Below are 17,521 nucleotides of genomic sequence, written 5' to 3'. Positions count from 1 at the left end.
TCGGCAGCGCGGGCGCAAGTACGCCGTGCGCGCCTCTTCGCCGCGCGAAGTCGCATGCGCACCCGCCGAGTGACCCGAATCCCGCCGCACTCGCAAGTGACGTGAGTTGAGCCGGGACTTGCCGGCGCGTGAAGCGCGGCACGGCCGATGCAACAACGCGCGGCGTGCAGCGCATCAGACACATCGCGTGGATCGCTCCCGTGCTGGTCTGCGCGACCGGCTGCGCGAGTCTCTCGCGCATGACCGGCCTGGCCTCGCGCGAGCCCGCCGCCGATGACTCGCTCACGCGCGTGGTCGCCGAGCTGAAGCTCCACCTGCGCGACGACACCTACCGCTACGACCGCGCGACCACCGAGGACGGCCGCAGCGTGTACGCAGTCGCGCTCTGGAAGCTCGACCGGCTGGCCGGCCAGCGCGCGCGCGCCAACGAAGATTGGGAGAACGCCGACTACGTGATCGAGTTCGCGCGCGGCAAGGCGCTGGAACGCCTGCGCCGCTACGGCGAGGCGGTCGCCGCCTACCAGCGCGTGGCCGGCTCCGGCTCGGTGCTGGGCGACGCCGCGGCCGAGCGCGTGCGCGTGATCGACAGCTTCGCCTCCGCCTCGGCACCGCCGAGCGAGCCGTTCGCCAACCCCGAGGAGGAGCGGCTGTTCATCGAGGCGCGCATCGCGCTCTGGCGCAAGCTCGCCGACGACGTGCACGGCACGCCCTTCGAGCCGCTCGCGCTCGAGGAGGTCGAGTCGTGGCAGGTGATGCGCGTGGACTGGTTCGCGCGCGGCGACCGGCTCGAAGACGCGATCTCGGCGTGCCAGGACCTGCTCGAAGGCAACCGCGAGTCGAAGCTCTTCGGCAAGCACCTGCTGCGCCTGGGCGATCTGTACTCCGACAGCGCGCGGCGCGAGGAGCTGCACGCGCGCGCGCACTACAAGGCGCTCGATCCGTCGCGCTACGAGGCGTTCGTCGACCAGGCGTTCTCGGCCTACGAGCTCGCCGCGGAGGACCGCCGCCCCGCGCTGCGCCGCGAGGCCCGCAGCCGGATCGAGGCGCTCCTGGCCTACCACGAGGGAGCGACCGCGCGTGTTCCCTGAAGCTCACGCCATCCGCCTCGGGCAGCAGCTGATCCGCGCGCTGATCGCGGCGGCGCTCTTGTGTCTCGCGCTGGGCGGGCGCGCGTTCGCCGCTGACTCGCAGAGTGACTCGCAGGGCAGGGGCGACCAGGCCGCGCAGCTCCTGCTCGCGCCCGAGGGCGACGCCGGCGCGGACCGCGCGCGCGAGGCGCGCGATCTGCTCGCGACCGACCGCAACCGGAAGCTCGCGGTGATCTCGTCCGCGCTGGTCGACCTGGGCATCCGGGCCTCGGTCGGCGCGTCGCCGATCAAGATGCTGCAGAGCGCCGGCGAGCTGGGCCGCGGCGTGCTGACCTGGTCGAACCGCACGCCGGGCGAAGAACGGGCGCTCTTGCTGCTGGGCCCCGACGCGCTGGGCGGCGAGCTCGACCAGGCGACGCGCGAGCTCTACGAGCGGCTCGAGGGCCGCGAGCGCCACGCGCTCGTGAAGGGCCTGATCGAAGACGGCGGGCGCGCGCTCAACGCGGGTCAGGTGCGTCGCGCGCGGGTCGCGGTGAATCGCGCGCTCGAGCTCGACCCCGGGTCACAGCACGCCGACCGGCTGCTCGACGCGATCGCCGCGCGCGAGCGCATCGACGAGGCGCGCGAGGCCGTCGGTCTGGGCGGCGCCGCCTTCGGGAGCTGGGACGTGCGCGCGGCGGGTGCGCTCCTGGTCGACGACGAGGCCGCGGTCGACGCGGCGAGCGGCGTCGACGCCGCCTCGCGCGACGACCTCGAGATCGCGCGCGCCACCGCGCGCTACGTGTCCGGCGACCGCGCCGGCGCGCTCGACGAGTTCCGCCAGATGGCCGAGAGCGACGGCCCGGGCTCGGGCGTCGCGCGCGATCTGCTCGAGGACCGCGCGCTGAATCCGGAGCGCGCGCTCGACGAGGAGGCCTCGAGCTACACCAAGCGCCGGTCACTGGGCTTCGTGGGTGGCGACGCGCTGGCCGACAACGGCCTGGGCCTCGAGCCCGACAACGTCGACTTCACTTACGACGGCTATCGCCGGCTCAAGACCTCGTACAAGATCCTGCGCAAGACGGTGAATCCCGTGAACCTCCTGCTCGACACGCCGGTGCGCATCTGGCGCGGCTGGCGGCCCGACGGCGGGGCGCTGCGCGAGGCGGCGACGCGCTATCTCGAGCTCGAGCCCCAGGGCGCGCGCGCGGACGAAGCGCGCGAGTGGCTCGAGAAGCTGCGCGTCGACGAGCGGGCGAGCCGCACGGTGACTCCGTTCCGCGACGGCTACTTCGTGCTGCCGCACGCGCGCACGCACTACACGCGCATTGCGCCGCAGCGGGTGGTGGTGTCGGACGACGCGCTCGCGAAGGCGGCGCCGGAGCTCGCGCAGGAGCTCGGCCTGACCGGCGCGGCGGCGTTCGTGCTCGGTGAGCACGCGGTCGGCGAGAACGCGCGCGACCTGCCGTCGCCGCGCGCGCTCGAGCTTCTGTCACGGCTGGCGGATGGCCTCGAAGCGCAGTCACTCCAGCCGCGAGGCGACACGATGGGCGAGGTGCTCGAGGCCGTGCGCCGCATGGACGGCCGCGTGCGCGCGGGCGCGACCCTGCGCGTGGCGCCGCGGCTGCCGACCGCGGCCGCGGGCCTGGGCGAGGTGGGCGCGGCGTTGGTCGACGGCAAGCGCACGCGCACCTGGGGCGACGTCGCGCTCTCGCGCGAAGACGACAAGATCACCGCCGGCCGCGAGCTCGGCGGCGACGGCGCCTTCTGTCTGGCCGACACACCCTGCATCGACCGCAAGCTGCCCGTCGACGGCCAGCTCTTCGCCAGCACCGACGCCGAGGGCGCGGCGGGCGTCGGCGCGCGCGCGGGCTACCGCCAGGCGGAGCTGTCGCTGGTCATGGGGACGAGCGGTCCGCACGCGACGCTCGTGCTGCCGGTCGCGCGCTGGCTGGGCATCGTGCACCTGTTGCCGGTCGAGGCGCGCGTGGACGTCGGCCTCGACGGGATCTCGGCCGGGCCGCGCGTCGACACCACCGCCGCCGACGAGGCCGAGAAGGCGGCCGAGAGTCTCTAGAGCGACGCGTCGAGCGCGGCGAGCAGCCGGTCGACGACCTCGGGCCGCGCGTTCTCACCCATGAGGCCGATGCGCCAGATGCGTCCGGCGAGCTTGCCCAGGCCGCCGCCCACCTCGATGCCGTGTCTCTCGAGCAGCTGGCGCCGCAGCGCCGCCTCGTCGGGCACCGGCGGAATCACCGCGTTCAGCATGGGCAGGCGCAGCTCCGGGGCGACCAGCATGCGGAAGCCGCGCGCCTCGAGCCCGGCGATCAGGCGCAGCGATGCGGCGCGGTGGCGCGCGAAGCGCGCCTCGAGGCCCTCCGCGAGCACGCGCTCGAGCGCGGCGTGGAGCCCGTAGATCATCGAGATCGGCGCGGTGTGGTGGTAGACGCGGCTCGCGCCGAGATAGCGGCCGATCAGCGTGAAGTCGAGATACCAGCTCTGCACCGGCCGCGTGCGGCGCTCGAGCCGCGCGAGCGCGCGCGGACCCAGCGCGATCGGCGACAGACCGGGCGGGCACGCGAGACACTTCTGCGTGCCCGAATAGGCCGCGTCGACCTGCCAGTCGTCGAAGCGCACGTCGATGCCCGAGAGCGAGGTCACGCAGTCCATGAGCACGAGCGCCCCCGCGGCGCGCGCGGCGCGCGCCACCTCGGCGATCGGCTGCTCCACGCCGGTCGAGGTCTCGGCGTGCACGAGCGCCACCAGCGCGGGCCGGCGCGCCTGGATCTCGGCGACCAGTCTCTCGACCGGCACCGCCTGGCCCATCTCGGCCTCGACGCGCAGCACGCGCGCGCCCGCGCGCTCGGCGATGGTCGAGATGCGCTCGCCGAACACGCCGTTCACTGCTACGAGCGCGCTCTCGCCGGGCTCGAGCAGGTTCACCAGACACGCCTCCATGCCCGCGCTGCCGGTGCCCGAGAGCGGGAACGCGAACGCCGACTCGGCGCGGAACACGCGCCGCAGCATGACTTGTATCTCGTCGAGCAGCGCCAGGAACGCCGGATCCAGGTGACCGATCGGCGGGCGCGCGAGCGCCGCGCGCACCTCTTCCGAGACGGCGCTCGGACCGGGGCCCAGCAACAGGCGGTCGGGCAGAGACAGCGGGCTCATCGCGCGCAGTATACTGGCGCGCCCGGAGCGAGGTGCCCATGCCCGATGACTGTCTCTTCTGCCGGATCGTGGCGAAGCAGGTCCCCGCGAAGATCGTGCGCGAGAACGAGCGCATCGTGGCCTTCGAAGACCTCCACCCGCAGGCGCCCAGCCACGTGCTGTTGATCCCGCGCGAGCACATCGTCTCGGCGCTGGAGATCGGGCCGGCCACGCGCGCGCTCGCGGGCGAGCTGATCGAGCTGGCCGGGGCGATCGCGCGCGAGCGGGGCTTCGCGGACGATGGCTACCGGCTGGTCTTCAACACCAACCGCGCCGCCGGTCAGAGCGTCGACCACATCCACCTGCACCTGCTGGGCGGGCGCAGGTTCGGCTGGCCGCCCGGGTAGCCCTGACTTAGACTGCGGTCCGTGTTCCGGCTGCTGTTTCTCCTGCTCCTCGTCGGGGTCGCCTTCGTGATGATCGAGGCGCATTGGTCGCGCGACTCGATGACTCTCACGCTGCGCGTGCGCAGCGCCCGGGAGCTCATCGCCACCGCCCAGGGCACGGCGCGACAGTTGGGCGAGCGCGCCGTGGAGCGCGCGGTGAACGCCACCGAGACGCCGCCCGTCGCTTCCGCGCCGCCGGCCGCCCGCCCGGGCGAGGCCGCGCCCGAAGTGCTGGGTGACTCCGATCGGGCGCGGCTGAACAAGCTCGTCGAGGAGAAGAGTCGGGGGCGGTAGCGTGCGGACCCGCGCGGAGCTCGAGAAGCGCGAAGCCGAGTCACTCGCGCCGTACGCCCTGCTGGCGCGTGACTCGCGCGGGCGCATCGAGCCGGAGGCGCCCCACGCCTATCGCACGGCCTTCCAGCGCGACCGCGACCGCGTGCTGCACGCGCGCGCCTTCCGCAGGCTGCAGTACAAGACGCAAGTCTTTCCCTACTCCGAGGGCGACCACTTCCGCAACCGGCTGACTCACACGCTCGAGGTCGCGCAGATCGCGCGCACCGTCGCGCGCGCGCTGGGCGTGAACGAGGACCTGGTCGAGGCGATCGTGCTGTCCCACGACCTGGGTCACCCGCCGTTCGGTCACGCGGGCGAGCACGTCCTGAACGGGCTCTTGAAGCCGCACGGGGGCTTCGAGCACAACCGTCAGAGCCTGCGCATCGTCGACTGGCTCGAGGACCGTTCCGAGCGCTACCCGGGGCTCAACCTGTGTCACGAGACGCGCGCAGGCATCCTGAAGCACGGCTCGACCTACCCGCACTATCCACACCCGGTGCCGCTGCCCGACCTGGGCCTGGGGCCGAGTCTCGAGGCGCAGATCGCGAACTGTTGTGACGAGGTCGCGTACCACACGCACGACCTCGACGACGGCCTGCGCGCCGAGATCTTGGACTGGGAGTCATTGGGCGAGCTGCCGCTGGTGCGCCGGGCGCTCGCCGCGGCGCACGGGGAAGGGAAGAGCGACGCGCGCAGCGCGCGCGCGCAGCTGACCGTGGCGCTGATCGACCTCATGGCCACCGACCTGATCGAGGCGAGCGCGCGCCGGCTCGAACAGGCGCGCCCGGCCTCGGCTGCCGCGGCCGCCGCGCTGCCCGAGCGCGCGCTCGGCTTCTCACCCGACGTCGCGCACGAGAAGCGCGAGCTCGCGCGCTTCCTGTTCGAGCGCTTCTACCGGCACCACCGCGTGCTGCGCATGGCCGCGAAGGCCGAGCGCATTCTCGGCGACCTGTGGCGGGCCTACGCCGCCGACCCGCGCCAGCTGCCGCCCCACGTGCTCGAGCGCGCGCGCGGCGAGCCCGAAGAGCGCGCGATCGCCGACTACATCGCGGGCATGACCGACCGCTTCGCGATGGACGAGCACGACCGCCTCTTCGACCCCCATACCCATGTCTGAGCGGGCGTTCGGCCTGGCCTGACCCGACCTCTGGCGGGAGCTGCCCTGGCGGCCCGGTCTCCGGCGGATATCGTTCGGTCACAACAGGGGATTCCAGGAGAGAGACTCGTGCGAAGACGGGGCTGGGGACGACGAGGCGGCTCGGGCGGCGGCGGTGGTGGCGGTGGCGGCGGCCAGAACGGCGGCAGCCGGCTGCTGGACCGCTTGCGCGAGCTGCGCGGAGCCGGCCTGCGCGACGTGTCGGGGCTCGAGCGCGTCGAAGGCGCGCCCGAGGGCATCGCGCTGGCCTCGGCACGCTGGGAGGGCAATCGCCCGGTCGCCCTGGTCGCCAGCCGGCGCGACGGCCTGGAGCTGCTGGGCTGGGCGCGCATTGCGGCCGCCCGCGCCGGCAACGGCCGCGGCCTGCGCGAGGTGTTCATCGCCGCGCCGTTCTTCTCCGAGCGCACGCGCCGCGCCGCAGCGCGCGCGGGCGAGCTCGGCCTCGTCGTGCACCTGCTGTCGCTGCCCGGCCTGGCCGACCCGGGCGGAGAGACTTTCGAGATCGACGACCACCCCGCGCGCCCGGCTCCGACCTTGTTCGGCGGCGGCGCGACGCTGCTCGCGCGCGTGCTGCGCGTGATCGAGGGCGCGGCGGCAGTCACTTCGGCAGGCGGCGTGCGGCCCGCGGGTCAGGAGTATCTCGTGTTCGTGCGCGGCGAGCGCGTGGCGCGGGTATCCGCGGCCGGCGACGGCGTGGCGGTCGCGATCGCGCTGCCCGACCCGCGCGACGTGCGCGTCGACGAAGCGAACTTCCCGCGCTGGGGCGTCGAGCTGCACGAGTGGCTCGTGTCGCTCGCGCAGGATCCGCGCCTGCTCGAGGGCGAGGCCGCGCGGCGCGACGACGAGATCGAACGCGCCGCCGAGGAAGCGCGCGCCGGAGTCACCGCGCGCTGGCTGCCGTGGAACCGCGAGGGACGCGAGCTGATCGACTGGGTCGGGATCGACATCGACGGCCGGCCCGTGGTGGGCGCGATCCGCGACTCGGTCCAGATCTCCGACGTGCCGGGCCTGATCGCGGGCTGGCACCTGCTCGACCTGGAGCGCGCGACCTGGACGCCTGGCGCGAGCGGCACGCCGCGCTTCTTCATCTCGGCGCGCGAGATCGCCGAGCCCGCGCGCCAGCTGCTCGAAGAGCTGGCGGGTCCGCTGGGGGCCGGCGAGCCGCGCAGCGCCGAACGCGAGCGCGAGCCGCGCGAGGCGCGAGCGGGCGACGACGGGAGCTCCGAGGGCTTCGGCCGCAGCAACCGGCGCCGCCGCCGGCGCCGCCGCGGGGGTCGCGGCCGGGAGGGCGCCGAGGAGGGCCGCTTCGGCGATCCGCGGACCGACGAGCCCGCAGCGCTGGCCGACGAGACTCCCGACGACGAGCTCGCGCCCGAGGGCGAGGAGCGGACCGCCGCTTCCGCCGACTTCTCGCACCGCGAGCCGGCCGACGAGGGCCGCGCGTGGGAGCGTCCGGAGGAGGCCGAAGCCGAGGGCGAGGCTGAAGGCGAGGGCGAGCCGGGCGAGGAGCCGCGGGAAGAGCTGGCCGACGCACCGGCCGGCGAGGGCGATCGCGAAGGGCGCCCCTTCGATGGCGGCCGGCGGCGCGGACGCCGCGGCCGGCGCCGCCGCGGACGCAGGGGCGGGCGCGAAGGCGAGGAGCGCGGGCCGGGCGGCGAGGCCTCCGGGGAGCCGGGCGGTCCCGACGAGTCACTCGCGGCGACCGGCGAAGCCCACGCCGAAGCCGACGAAGGGCCGGCCGGCGAGTCGCGCGAGGAGGACCTCGTCGACCACGAGGTCGAGGCCACGCTGGCCGAGGGCGAGGAGGAGCGCGAGCGCGCGCCCGCCCAGCCCGTGGAGTCACCCCCGCCGCGCGCCCGGCGCGCTCGCGCGGCGATCGTGGTGCGCGACGACACCGAGGCCATCCTGGCCGCGCTCGTGCTGGCGCGCGACCGGCGCACGATCGTGTCGTTCCGGGTCATCCCCCAGGAAGCCCTGATGGACTTCTTCAAGGGCCCCGCGACCGACATCGCCGACAACGTCGACCTCTTGGTCGTCGGCTTCACCGCGCAGCCGCGCCCGAAGGAGGTGCTCGACACCGCCGAGCTGTTCCGCGGCCGGCTGCAGTGGTTCGATCACCACGACTGGGCGATCGAGGACGTCGAGCGGCTGCGCGCCGCGTTGGGCCGTGACTCGATCCTGATCTCCGAGGCGGCGAGCCCGCTCGCGGTGGTCACCGAAGTCACCGAGCGGCGCAGCCGCTTCACCGACAAGCTGGTCGACCTGTCGGCGCGCCGGCTGTCCGAGAACGACATGGAGAAGTGGGGCTATCGCGTCGTCCAGCTGATCCAGAAGCTGGCCGCGAACCCCGGCGAGCACCGCGCCGAGATCGTGTCCGTGCTCGCGGGCAAGCCGACCGACCTGCCCTCGGCGCAGAACGTGTACGGCGCCGAGATCCAGTGGGTCGAGGAGCACGACCCGCGCATCGTGCACTTCGGCGAGTATCAGCTCGCCGTGGCGCGCGTGCCGAGCCCCCTCGACCCGGGCGAGGTCGGCCGCCGGCTGCGCCTGCGCACGGGCGCGCGCCTGTCACTCGCCAGCCGCGAGGGCGACGACCTGGTGGTGCTCGCGGGCAACGACGAGAAACGTCCGCTCAACGTGACCAGCTTGATCGACGCCGTCGGCGGCGAGCTGGCGTTCGTGCGGCCCAAGGTCGGCGGCGACCGGGTCGGCCGCGCGCGCGTCCAGGAGCTCGACTCCCGGCCCGAGCGCATGGAAGAGCTGATCGGCGGGATCGTGCGGCACCGCTCGATGCTCTATGGCTGAGCTGCGGATCAAGGAGATCTACCAGTCCATCCAAGGTGAGTCGACCTTCGCGGGCTGGCCGTGCGTGTTCGTGCGCACCGCCGGCTGCGACATCCGCTGCGTGTACTGCGACGAAGCGCACGCGTTCGGCGGCGGCGAGAGACTCGACCTGGACGAGATCCTGGCGCGCGTGGCCGCGTTCGGCACGCCGCTCGTCGAAGTCACTGGCGGCGAGCCACTGGCGCAGAAGGCGACCCCGGAGCTGGTGCGGCGCCTGCTCGACGCGGGCCATCAGGTGCTGGTCGAGACCGGCGGACACCACGACATCTCGCTGCTCGACCCGCGCGCACACGCGATCGTCGACGTGAAGACGCCGGGCAGCCAGATGTCCCAGCACAACGACCTCGCGAACCTGGACCGCCTGCGCCCGGGCGACGAGCTGAAGTTCGTGCTGTGCGACCGCGCCGATTACGAGTTCGCGCTCGCGCTCGTGCGCGAGCACAAGCTCGAGGACCGCGTGCCCGTCCATTTCTCCCCGGTCCACCCCGGGCTCGACCCCCGCGACCTCGTGCGCTGGCTGCTCGAGGACGGCCTGCACGTGCGGCTCAACCTGCAGCTGCACAAGTACGTCTGGGGCCCCGACGCGAAGAGCGTCTGAAGCCACTGGACAGATGATCCAGGATTCGTGTACAAACGTACACGATGCAGAAGCGAGCCCCGGCCGCCCGATCACGCGCCCGCGCACTTGTATTGCCGCGCCGCGAGCTGATCCTCGACGCGGCGCTGGCGCTGATCGCCGAGCGCGGCACGGAGCAGCTCACGCACCGCAGCGTGGCGGAGCAGGCTTCTGTGCCGCTCGGCTCCACGACCTACTACTTCGCCTCGCGCGACGAGCTGGTGCGCGAGGCCTTCCGCCGCTACGTGGTGCGCGTGCTCGGCGAGCTGACCGCGCTGACCCGCGGCGCGCAGCCGCGCGATGCCGCCGAGCTGGTCGAGATGCTGGTCGAAGTGGCGCGCCACGATCTGTCCCGTGACTGGCGCTGGTCGCTCGTGGTCGAGCACGAGCTCATGCTGCGCGCCGCGCGCGACGCCGAGCTGGCCGCGGAGTTTCACGGCTACGAGCGCGCGCTGGCCTCGGGCCTGGCGGAGGCGCTCGAGTCACTGGGCGCCCCGCAGCCGTTCGACTCCGCGCGCACGCTGATCGCCGTGGTGCGCGGCTTCGAGCTCGACGGCCTGACCCGCCCCGACGCCGATCCCGACGACCTGCGCCGCCGGCTCGCCCCCGTGGTCGAGCTCCTGCTGCGCCGTCCCCAACCCGGAGCCGAGGAGAAGCCATGACGATCCAACACCTGCCCCCGACCGCGAGCCCCGAAGAAGTCACTCAGGCGCTGCAGCGCGACGGCGTCGCGGTGGTCGACCGCCTCGTGCCGCGCGCCTTCATGGAGCGCGCGAAGCAGGAGCTCGCGCCGTATCTCGCTGCGACCGCCGTCGGCACCGATCCGTTCGCGGGCTTCCGCACCAAGCGCACCGGCGGGCTGATCGCGCGCTCCGCCGCCTGCCGCGAGCTGGTCATGAACCCGCTCGTGCTGGGCGCGGTGAAGGGCCTGCTCAGCGACGGCAGCGGCTTCCAGCTCCACCTCACCCAGGTGATCGCGATCGGTCCCGGCGAGCCGGCGCAGACCGTGCACCGCGACCAGTGGGGCTTCGACTTCTACCCCTGGCCGAAGGGCTTCGAGGTGCAGTGCAACACGATCTGGGCCATGACCGACTTCACCGAGGAGAACGGCGCCACGCGCGTGATCCCCGGGAGTCACTTGCACGCCGACCGGCTGGAGTACAAGGAGTCGGACACCGAGCCCGCCGAGATGGAGCAGGGCTCGGTGGTGTTCTACTCCGGCGCGCTCTACCACGGCGGCGGCGGCAACCGCTCCAAGGCCACGCGCATGGGCGTCAACCTGACCTACGCGCGCTCGTGGCTGCGCCAGGAGGAGAACCAGTACCTGTCCGTGCCACACGACGTCGCGCGCGGACTCCCGGACGACCTGCTGCGGCTCATGGGCTACGCGCGCGGCGCGTACGCGCTGGGCTATGTGGACGATCTGCGCGACCCGCTCGACGCGCTGCGCGGCGTGCAGGAGGCGCGCTCGGCGTTCGGCGAGCTGCAGAAGGCGGCGGAGCGCGCGCGCGAGGAGATCCCCGCGATCCTGCGCTGACCGATCGGCGCGTGCGATCAAGCCCGTCCTCCCGGCGGCCGATCCCAAGCCGCGGGGAGGATGTACGTGGGCGAGCTGCTCGGAAGTGTGGCGTTCCCGCTGTTCGTGGCGGTGAGTCTGTTCCTCGGCGTGCGCCTCTTGATGCTCGCCTCGCGCACGCGCCGCCTGCCCGAGTTCGCGATCGGCCTGAACTTCCTGCTCGCGGGGGCCCTGGGTTACTCGCTCTTGATCGCCGCCGAGTCGCTGCGCGTGCTCGGACCGTACGCCGGGCTCGGCTCGTTCGCCGGCGTGACTGCGATCTCGATCGGCGCCTTCACGATCGCGCTCTTCTCGCAGCGCGTGTTCCGGCCCGAGAGCCGGGCCTCGCGCGCCGGGCTCGCGGGGCTCGCGCTCTGGCTCTTGCTCGGCGTCGCGGGCTCCTGGCCGCTTCACGTGCGCGGTGAGAGCGACGGCCTGGGCGTGTGGCTGGGTCACTGGGCGCCGAACGTCGGCATGCTGGTCGCGTACGGCTGGTCGAGCTTCGAGCCCTCGCGCTACGCGGCGCTGATGCGCCGCCGCGCGCAGCTCGGGCTCGGCGATCCGCTGGTCGCGAATCGCATGCTCTTGTGGGGCGTGGGCACGGGCGCGATCGCCGGCGTCGCGGGGCTCCACCTCGCCGCGCAGATTCTCGGCCACTACGAGCTTCCGCCGTCGCTGCTCGGGCTCGTGTCGTCGCTCGTGCTGGTCACCGCGCTCACCGAGTGGCTCGCGTTCTTTCCGCCGAGCGCTTACCGCCGCCGCTTCGCCATCGCCGCGCGCTGACGGCAGACGCCCCTGCGAGCGTGCCATGATGCGGCGGGGAGGAGGTCGTCTTGGAAGCAGGAATCTTCATGATGCCGTCGCACCCGCCGGAGCGGTCGCTGCGCGACGGCTACCAGTGGGACCTCGAGCACCTGGCCATGTGCGATCGGCTCGGCTTCGCCGAGGCCTGGATCGGCGAGCACTTCACGTCGCCCTGGGAGCCGAACCCGGCGCCCGATCTGCTGATCGCGCAGGCGCTGCTGCGCACGCAGACCATGAAGCTCGCGCCCGGCGCGCACCTGCTGCCGTACCACCACCCGGCGGAGCTCGCCTGCCGCGTGGCGTATCTCGATCACATGGCGCGCGGCCGCTTCATGTTCGGCGTGGGGTCGAGCGGCCTGCCGAGTGACTGGCGGCTGTTCGACGTCGACGGCATGAGCGGCGACAACCGCAAGATGACGCGCGAGGCGCTCGACATCATCCTGCGGCTCTGGGCCGCGAACGAGCCCTTCGAGTACAAGGGCCAGTACTGGAACGTGAACCGGCCCGACACCATGTTCGGGAACCTCAAGTTTCACTTGAAGCCGTTCCAGAAGCCGCATCCGCCGATCGGCGTGGCGGGTCTCTCGCCGAACTCGGACACGCTCCTGCTCGCGGGCGAGCACGGCTTCATGCCCATGAGCCTGAACATCAACCCGTCGTATCTCGCGTCGCACTGGGCGTCGGTCGAGAAGGGCGCCGAGAAGTCGGGCCGCAAGCCCGCGCGCAGCGGCTGGCGCATCGTGCGCGAGGTGTTCGTGGCCGAGACCGATGCGGAGGCCCGCCGCCACGCGCTGGGCGGCATGCTCGCGCGCGCCTACCGCGAGTATCTCCTGCCGCTGTTCGGCGCCTTCGGCTTCACGCAGCTGTTCAAACACTCGCCCGACGTGCCCGACTCGGACGTCACGCCCGAGTATCTGTGCGAGCACAGCTGGCTGGTCGGCTCGCCGCGCACCGTCGCGCAGAAGCTCGGCGACATGTACCAGACCTGCGGCGGCTTCGGCGCGCTGCTCATCCTGACGTTCGACCACTCGCAGCAGGACGCGGCCTGGGCGGCTTCGCAGCAGCTCTTCATCGAACAGGTGATGCCGAAGTTCGCCTCGCTGAAGGCCGCCTAGCCGCACCGATGACTCAGGGCGGAGCGACTGCTCCGGGGTTCTCCCACCAGCCACCGCCCAGGGCCGCGAACAGGGTGACGGTGTCCTGGAGCCGCCGCGCCTCCCCCTCGATTCGCGCGATGGTCGCCTCGTTCGCCTGAAAATTGGCGACGAGCACGTCGAGGTAGCCCGCGAGGCCCGCGCGGTAGTTCACACCGACCAGCTGCAGTGAGTCGAGGGCGGCGCTCTCCTGGCGCCGCTGCGCCTCGACCTGGGCGGCGTCGTGCTCGAGCGCGCGGAGGGAGTCCGCGACCTGCTCGAGCCCGCCGAGCACGGTCTCCCGATAGCTGGCGAGCGACGCCTGGTAGGCCTCGATCGCCGCGCGCCGCTGGAACCAGAGCTCGCCGGCGTGGAAGACCGGGGAGACCAGCTGCGCGGCCGCGTACCAGGCGGCCGTCGGGCCGCTGAACAGCGCACCCGTTCCGGCGGTGCCGTAGCTGCCCGAGAGGGTGATCTGCGGGAACATCGCCGCCGTCGCGACGCCGATGTCGGCGCTGGCGCCGTGGAGCCGCGCCTCGGCGGCGAGCACGTCGGGCCGCTGGCGGACCAGATCGGACGGCAGCGACACCGGGATCTCCTGCGGGATCACGAGCTCGGCGAGCGGCACCGGGGCAGCTTCGAAGCTCGCGGGCTCGCGCCCGAGCAGCACGGCCAGGAGGTCGCGCGCCTCTGACCAGCGCTGCTCGAGCTGGGGGATCTGTGACTCGGTGCTGGCGAGCTGTGTCTCGAGCGCGAGCAAGGTGGCGCGCGGAATGAGTCCCGAGCGCGCCCGGCTCTGGGTGATCGCGACCTGGTCCCGCTCCGCATCGATCAGGCGCTGCGTGAAGTCGATCTGCTCGCGGTACGCGGCCTCGGCGATCGTCGTGTTCGCGACGGTCGCGACCAGAGTCACATAGGTCGCGGCCGTCTCGTAGCGCCGGGTGTCCGTCTGCGCCCGCTCGCTCTCCACCTTGCGCCGCTCCCCCCCGAACACGTCGAGGACATAGGAAGCGTTGGCGGCGAGCGAGTAGACCGTCAGGGTCTCGCGCGGCACGCTGGGGGCTGGCACGAACGTCCGCTCGCGCACCGCCGAGGCTCCCACGTCGACGCGCGGGAAGAAGACGGAGTAGCCCGCTCGCAGCTCGTTCTCGCTCTGGCGCAAAGTCGCCTGGGCGGACTGGAGGGTCGGGTTTGCGGCGAGCGCCTGCTCGACGCGCTCGTCGAGCCGCGGCGACTCGAACAGCTCCCACCACTTCACGGGCAGGGCGTTCCCGGCCGCGAAGCGCTGCGCACGGCCGCCGGCGACCGCGGTCTCGGTCGGCTGGGGCTCCGGCGTGTACGTCGCCGCGGCCGGGGCGGCCGGCGGCTCGAAGTCGGGGCCGACCGCGCAGCCCACCGCGGCGACGAGCGGCGCCGCCGCGAGCCAGCGCCGAAGCGTCTCAGCGCGCCCGGACATACACGTCCACGAGCTGGCCGGGGAAGAGCCGGAGCCCCGCCGGCTGCGCGAAGCGGAAGATGACGGGCAGCACGCGCAGGTCGACGCGTTCCGTGCGCTCGTTGGAGAGCTCCACCTTGGGAGACACGAGGGGCTGCACGCGGACGAACTGCAGCGGCACCCGCACGTCGGTGCCCCGAACGTACATCGTCGCGTCGAGCTGCTCGATGCTGCCGAGCTTCGAGATCAGGATCTCGTCGACGAAGACGCGCACCGCCAGGTGGTCTCCCGCCTGGCCCATCACCACGATCGGCCGGGCTCCCTGCGTGTAGGTGTCGAGCGTGCCCTGCGGTGACGCGTAGCTGCCCACCGACACGCCGAGCGCGAGCACGAGGCCGTCGGTCGGCGCGCGAATCTCGTACTTGGCGAGCAGCGCGCGGGCCGACGCCGCCGACTTCGAGAGCGCCGTGTACTGAGCTTCCTGGTTGCGGATGTCGTAGATCCAGGCTCCCGCCTTCACGAGCTCGAGCTGGCGCTGGAAGACTTTGAGGTTCGCCTCGGCGACCCGAACCGCGTTGGTCGCGTCGTCGAGCGCGAGCTGGCTCACCGAGCGCGAGTCATCGGCGTAAGACGCCTGCTGCTTCGCGAGCTGGTCGCTCGACGTGCGCAAGGCCGCCTGCGCGGCCGCCACCTGACTGACTGCGACGTGGAGTGTCTCGGCTCGCGGCTGGGCTCGGAGCGCCTCGAGCAGGGCGTGCGCAGCAGACGCCTGTGCCTCGAGCTGCTCGGCCGTGGCGCGCTGCACCGAGTCCTCGATGCGGACGAGGGCGGCCCCGCGGCCGACCTGCTGGCCCTCGCGCACGAGCACCTCGGTCACGGTGCCCGCGACCTCCGGGAACACGTTGACGTTCTCGCCGCTGGCCTGCTCGCTCTCGACGATCCCGCTGGCGTAGATGCCCCGCTCATACGGATTCGCGACGGGCTCGAAGGCCGGCGCGGCCGTCCTCGGGCGGACCGCGAAGATCGCCGCCGCGACCAGCCCGGCGACGATCCCTGCGACCGCAATCGCGAAGACGAGACGCGGGCGCATCCTAGCCTCCATGCCGCTCGCCGACGATGCGGCCGTCTTCCATGGAGATGGTCCGGTCGGCGAACTCCGTGATCCGCACGTCGTGAGTCACGATCACGATGCAGCGCGTGGAGGTCAGCACCTTCGTGCGCACGAACTCGACGATGCGGCGGCCGGTCTCGCCGTCGAGCGAAGCCGTCGGCTCGTCGAGAATCAGGATGTCGGGCTCGCCGACGATCGCGCGCGCGATCGCGACGCGTTGCTGCTCGCCCCCGCTGAGCTTCACAGGTGCGAGCTCCGCACGGCCCGACAGCCCGACGATCTCGAGACACTGCCGCGCGGCGAACAGTGAGTCGGCCCACGACCGGCGCTTGAGGATCAGCGGGACGGCGACGTTCTCGGCCGTCGTGAGCCGCGGGAACAGGTGGTAGTCCTGGAACACGAACCCCACGGTGTGCAGGCGGAAGTCGGCGAGCTCGTCGTCGCCGAGGCGCCAGATGTCCCGGCCCTTCACGAACACCGTGCCTGCGTCCGGGCGCAGGATCCCGGACAGGATGCTCAGCAGGGTGGTCTTGCCGCTGCCCGACGGCCCGACGATGTAGAGCATTTCGCCGAACGAGATGCTGAGGCTGACGTCGCGCACCGCGACCGTCCTCGCCGCGCCCTCTCCGAACCACTTCGTGACGGAGCGCGCCTCGATCGCCGTGGCCTCCACGCTAGCCGCGGAAGATGTCGAAGGGCTCGACACGGATCACTTTGCGCACGCCGATGTAGCCGGACACTCCCGCGATGACGAGGACCATGACGAACGCCATGCCGAGGTTGCGAACCGTGATCACGGACGCGTAGTCGGGCAGGCGCAGCTTCGCGAGGGTGATGACGAGCGTGCTGAGCCCGACGCCCAGCCCATAGCCTGTGAGTCCGGTGAGGAGTGCCTGGAACAAGATCACGGCGATCAGGTCTCGCGACCTGGATCCGATCGCCTTCAGCGCGCCGAAGCGCTCGAGGTTCTCGACGATGAACGTGTAGAAGGTCTGACCCGAGATCGAGATCCCGACGATGAAGCTGATGACCGTCATGATCAGGAGGTTCATCCCGACGCCCGTCTGCCACACGTAGAACGAAGTGATCTGAGTCATGAAGCCGTCGGCAGAGACGGCGCGATATCCGAGCTTCGCGACCTGATCCTGGATTCGCGCCAGGTCAGCCGGGCTCCGCGGCTGCACGAGCACGTAGGAGAGCGTGAAGCGTGCGGACGGGATGTCCTCGATGGCGCGGCGATACGTGGTGTAGAGCGTGGGCACGCCGAAGAGAGCGCTCATCGGCACCTCGGCGATCCCCACCACGACCGCGCGGTGATCGTTGATCTCGAAGCTCGTGCCGATCGCCGGACTCTCGAGCTTTGCGAACTCCGAGTCGTGCACGACGAGGTACGCGTCGTCCCCGTACAGGTCCTCGATCCTGCCCTCGAGGAGGTTCGGCCGTCCGAAAAGACTCGTGTCGTCGAGCCCGATCACGTTGACGGCCTGGTAGGTTCCCGACGAGAGCCGGGCCAGCGCGCCGCCGGAGTAGAGCGGCACGGCGTACTCCACGCCGTTCATGCTGCGCACGGCGTCCAGCACATAGTCGGGCAGCGGGATGCTGTTGGCCACGGTCATGACGGCCGGGTCCATGACCCAGATCGGGGCGCCCATGTTGATCACGGTGGCCGACGCGCGCTGCAGGACGCCGGAGAAGATCGACGTCATCTGGACCATGAGGAAGACCGAGAACGTGAGCCCGATGACGAGCGCCGCGAACTTGGCGCGGTCGGTGACGAGGAGCTTGTAGGCGAGCATCAGCACCGGCGGCATGAGCGGCGACGCGTTGAGCAAATGGGGTGCCCGATGGGGGCGGCCCCCAGGCCTCGCCGC

16 protein-coding genes are annotated in these 17,521 nt (G+C 72.3%); 11 read left to right on the top strand and 5 right to left on the bottom strand.

All coding sequences use genetic code 11. The features are described 5' to 3' along the window. The first annotated feature begins 128 nt into the window (after positions 1 to 128). Positions 129 to 1,088, top strand: a complete 960-nt coding sequence (locus tag VMR86_12155) for a hypothetical protein (GenBank protein ID HTO07795.1) — start codon at positions 129 to 131, stop codon at positions 1,086 to 1,088. Beyond that, entirely contained in the window at positions 1,078 to 3,144 is a 2,067-nt protein-coding gene (locus tag VMR86_12150; GenBank protein HTO07794.1) for a hypothetical protein, read from the top strand. Before VMR86_12155 ends, VMR86_12150 begins: the two co-directional genes overlap by 11 nt. Here VMR86_12150 and VMR86_12145 read toward each other — a convergent pair. After that, entirely contained in the window at positions 3,141 to 4,238 is a 1,098-nt protein-coding gene (locus VMR86_12145) for an aminotransferase class V-fold PLP-dependent enzyme (protein ID HTO07793.1), read from the bottom strand. The genes VMR86_12150 and VMR86_12145 overlap by 4 nt on opposite strands. Before the next feature lie 38 nt (positions 4,239 to 4,276). On the opposite strand from VMR86_12145, the gene VMR86_12140 reads away from it, so the two are divergent. The 9 genes from VMR86_12140 (at position 4,277) to VMR86_12100 (ending at position 13,086) form a co-directional block, all read left to right on the top strand. After that, on the top strand, positions 4,277 to 4,624 hold the full coding sequence (locus VMR86_12140; GenBank protein HTO07792.1) for a histidine triad nucleotide-binding protein: 348 nt from the start codon (positions 4,277 to 4,279) through the stop codon (positions 4,622 to 4,624). 21 nt (positions 4,625 to 4,645) lie between these two features. Next, positions 4,646 to 4,957 carry a hypothetical protein gene (locus VMR86_12135; GenBank protein HTO07791.1) on the top strand — a complete coding sequence of 104 codons (312 nt, stop codon included), beginning with the start codon at positions 4,646 to 4,648 and terminating at the stop codon, positions 4,955 to 4,957. A 1-nt stretch (position 4,958) separates the two neighbouring features. Then, positions 4,959 to 6,113: a deoxyguanosinetriphosphate triphosphohydrolase gene (locus VMR86_12130; GenBank protein HTO07790.1), complete on the top strand. Its 1,155-nt coding sequence runs from the start codon at positions 4,959 to 4,961 to the stop codon at positions 6,111 to 6,113. A gap of 108 nt (positions 6,114 to 6,221) precedes the next feature. Beyond that, entirely contained in the window at positions 6,222 to 8,957 is a 2,736-nt protein-coding gene (locus tag VMR86_12125; protein ID HTO07789.1) for a hypothetical protein, read from the top strand. Continuing rightward, positions 8,950 to 9,594, top strand: coding sequence for a 7-carboxy-7-deazaguanine synthase QueE (locus VMR86_12120; GenBank protein HTO07788.1), 645 nt, complete (start codon positions 8,950 to 8,952; stop codon positions 9,592 to 9,594). Before VMR86_12125 ends, VMR86_12120 begins: the two co-directional genes overlap by 8 nt. 92 nt (positions 9,595 to 9,686) lie before the next feature. Beyond that, positions 9,687 to 10,274 carry a TetR family transcriptional regulator gene (locus VMR86_12115; protein ID HTO07787.1) on the top strand — a complete coding sequence of 196 codons (588 nt, stop codon included), beginning with the start codon at positions 9,687 to 9,689 and terminating at the stop codon, positions 10,272 to 10,274. After that, the gene (locus tag VMR86_12110; protein ID HTO07786.1) at positions 10,271 to 11,149 is read left to right on the top strand and encodes a phytanoyl-CoA dioxygenase family protein; all 879 of its coding nucleotides are present in this window, start codon (positions 10,271 to 10,273) and stop codon (positions 11,147 to 11,149) included. The genes VMR86_12115 and VMR86_12110 overlap by 4 nt, the downstream gene beginning before the upstream one ends. Positions 11,150 to 11,215: 66 nt before the next feature. Next, positions 11,216 to 11,950, top strand: a complete 735-nt coding sequence (locus VMR86_12105) for a hypothetical protein (protein HTO07785.1) — start codon at positions 11,216 to 11,218, stop codon at positions 11,948 to 11,950. Between the two features lie 50 nt (positions 11,951 to 12,000). Next, positions 12,001 to 13,086 (top strand): LLM class flavin-dependent oxidoreductase, encoded by a 1,086-nt coding sequence (locus VMR86_12100; protein ID HTO07784.1) that lies wholly within the window; start codon positions 12,001 to 12,003, stop codon positions 13,084 to 13,086. Positions 13,087 to 13,099: 13 nt separating this feature from the next. Here VMR86_12100 and VMR86_12095 read toward each other — a convergent pair whose 3' ends face one another. From VMR86_12095 to VMR86_12080, 4 genes are read right to left on the bottom strand one after another with little or no spacing between them, the layout of a single operon-like run. Next, a complete protein-coding gene (locus VMR86_12095) occupies positions 13,100 to 14,560 on the bottom strand; it encodes an efflux transporter outer membrane subunit (protein HTO07783.1) in 1,461 nt (486 codons plus the stop codon). Next, the gene (locus VMR86_12090) at positions 14,544 to 15,629 is read right to left on the bottom strand and encodes a biotin/lipoyl-binding protein (GenBank protein ID HTO07782.1); all 1,086 of its coding nucleotides are present in this window, start codon (positions 15,627 to 15,629) and stop codon (positions 14,544 to 14,546) included. The genes VMR86_12095 and VMR86_12090 overlap by 17 nt, the downstream gene beginning before the upstream one ends. A 1-nt stretch (position 15,630) precedes the next feature. Further along, positions 15,631 to 16,323 carry an ABC transporter ATP-binding protein gene (locus VMR86_12085; GenBank protein HTO07781.1) on the bottom strand — a complete coding sequence of 231 codons (693 nt, stop codon included), beginning with the start codon at positions 16,321 to 16,323 and terminating at the stop codon, positions 15,631 to 15,633. A 1-nt stretch (position 16,324) separates the two neighbouring features. Then, entirely contained in the window at positions 16,325 to 17,461 is a 1,137-nt protein-coding gene (locus VMR86_12080) for an ABC transporter permease (GenBank protein HTO07780.1), read from the bottom strand. Positions 17,462 to 17,521: the final 60 nt, after the last annotated feature.

The organism is Myxococcota bacterium, assembly GCA_035498015.1.
Classification (GTDB): Bacteria; Myxococcota_A; UBA9160; order SZUA-336; family SZUA-336; genus VGRW01.
Note: the sequence above shows the minus strand (reverse complement) of the source record. Positions and strands in the feature narration are given on the sequence as shown.

Bases quoted from the DNA above. Each gene is read 5' to 3' on its own strand.
- VMR86_12145 (HTO07793.1), bottom strand. From the start codon at position 4,238: ATGAGCCCGCTGTCTCTGCCCGACCGCCTGTTGCTGGGCCCCGGTCCG.
- VMR86_12140 (HTO07792.1), top strand. From the start codon at position 4,277: ATGCCCGATGACTGTCTCTTCTGCCGGATCGTGGCGAAGCAGGTCCCC.
- VMR86_12120 (HTO07788.1), top strand. From the start codon at position 8,950: ATGGCTGAGCTGCGGATCAAGGAGATCTACCAGTCCATCCAAGGTGAG.
- VMR86_12110 (HTO07786.1), top strand. From the start codon at position 10,271: ATGACGATCCAACACCTGCCCCCGACCGCGAGCCCCGAAGAAGTCACT.
- VMR86_12095 (HTO07783.1), bottom strand. From the start codon at position 14,560: ATGTCCGGGCGCGCTGAGACGCTTCGGCGCTGGCTCGCGGCGGCGCCG.
- VMR86_12090 (HTO07782.1), bottom strand. From the start codon at position 15,629: ATGCGCCCGCGTCTCGTCTTCGCGATTGCGGTCGCAGGGATCGTCGCC.
- VMR86_12080 (HTO07780.1), bottom strand. From the start codon at position 17,461: ATGCCGCCGGTGCTGATGCTCGCCTACAAGCTCCTCGTCACCGACCGC.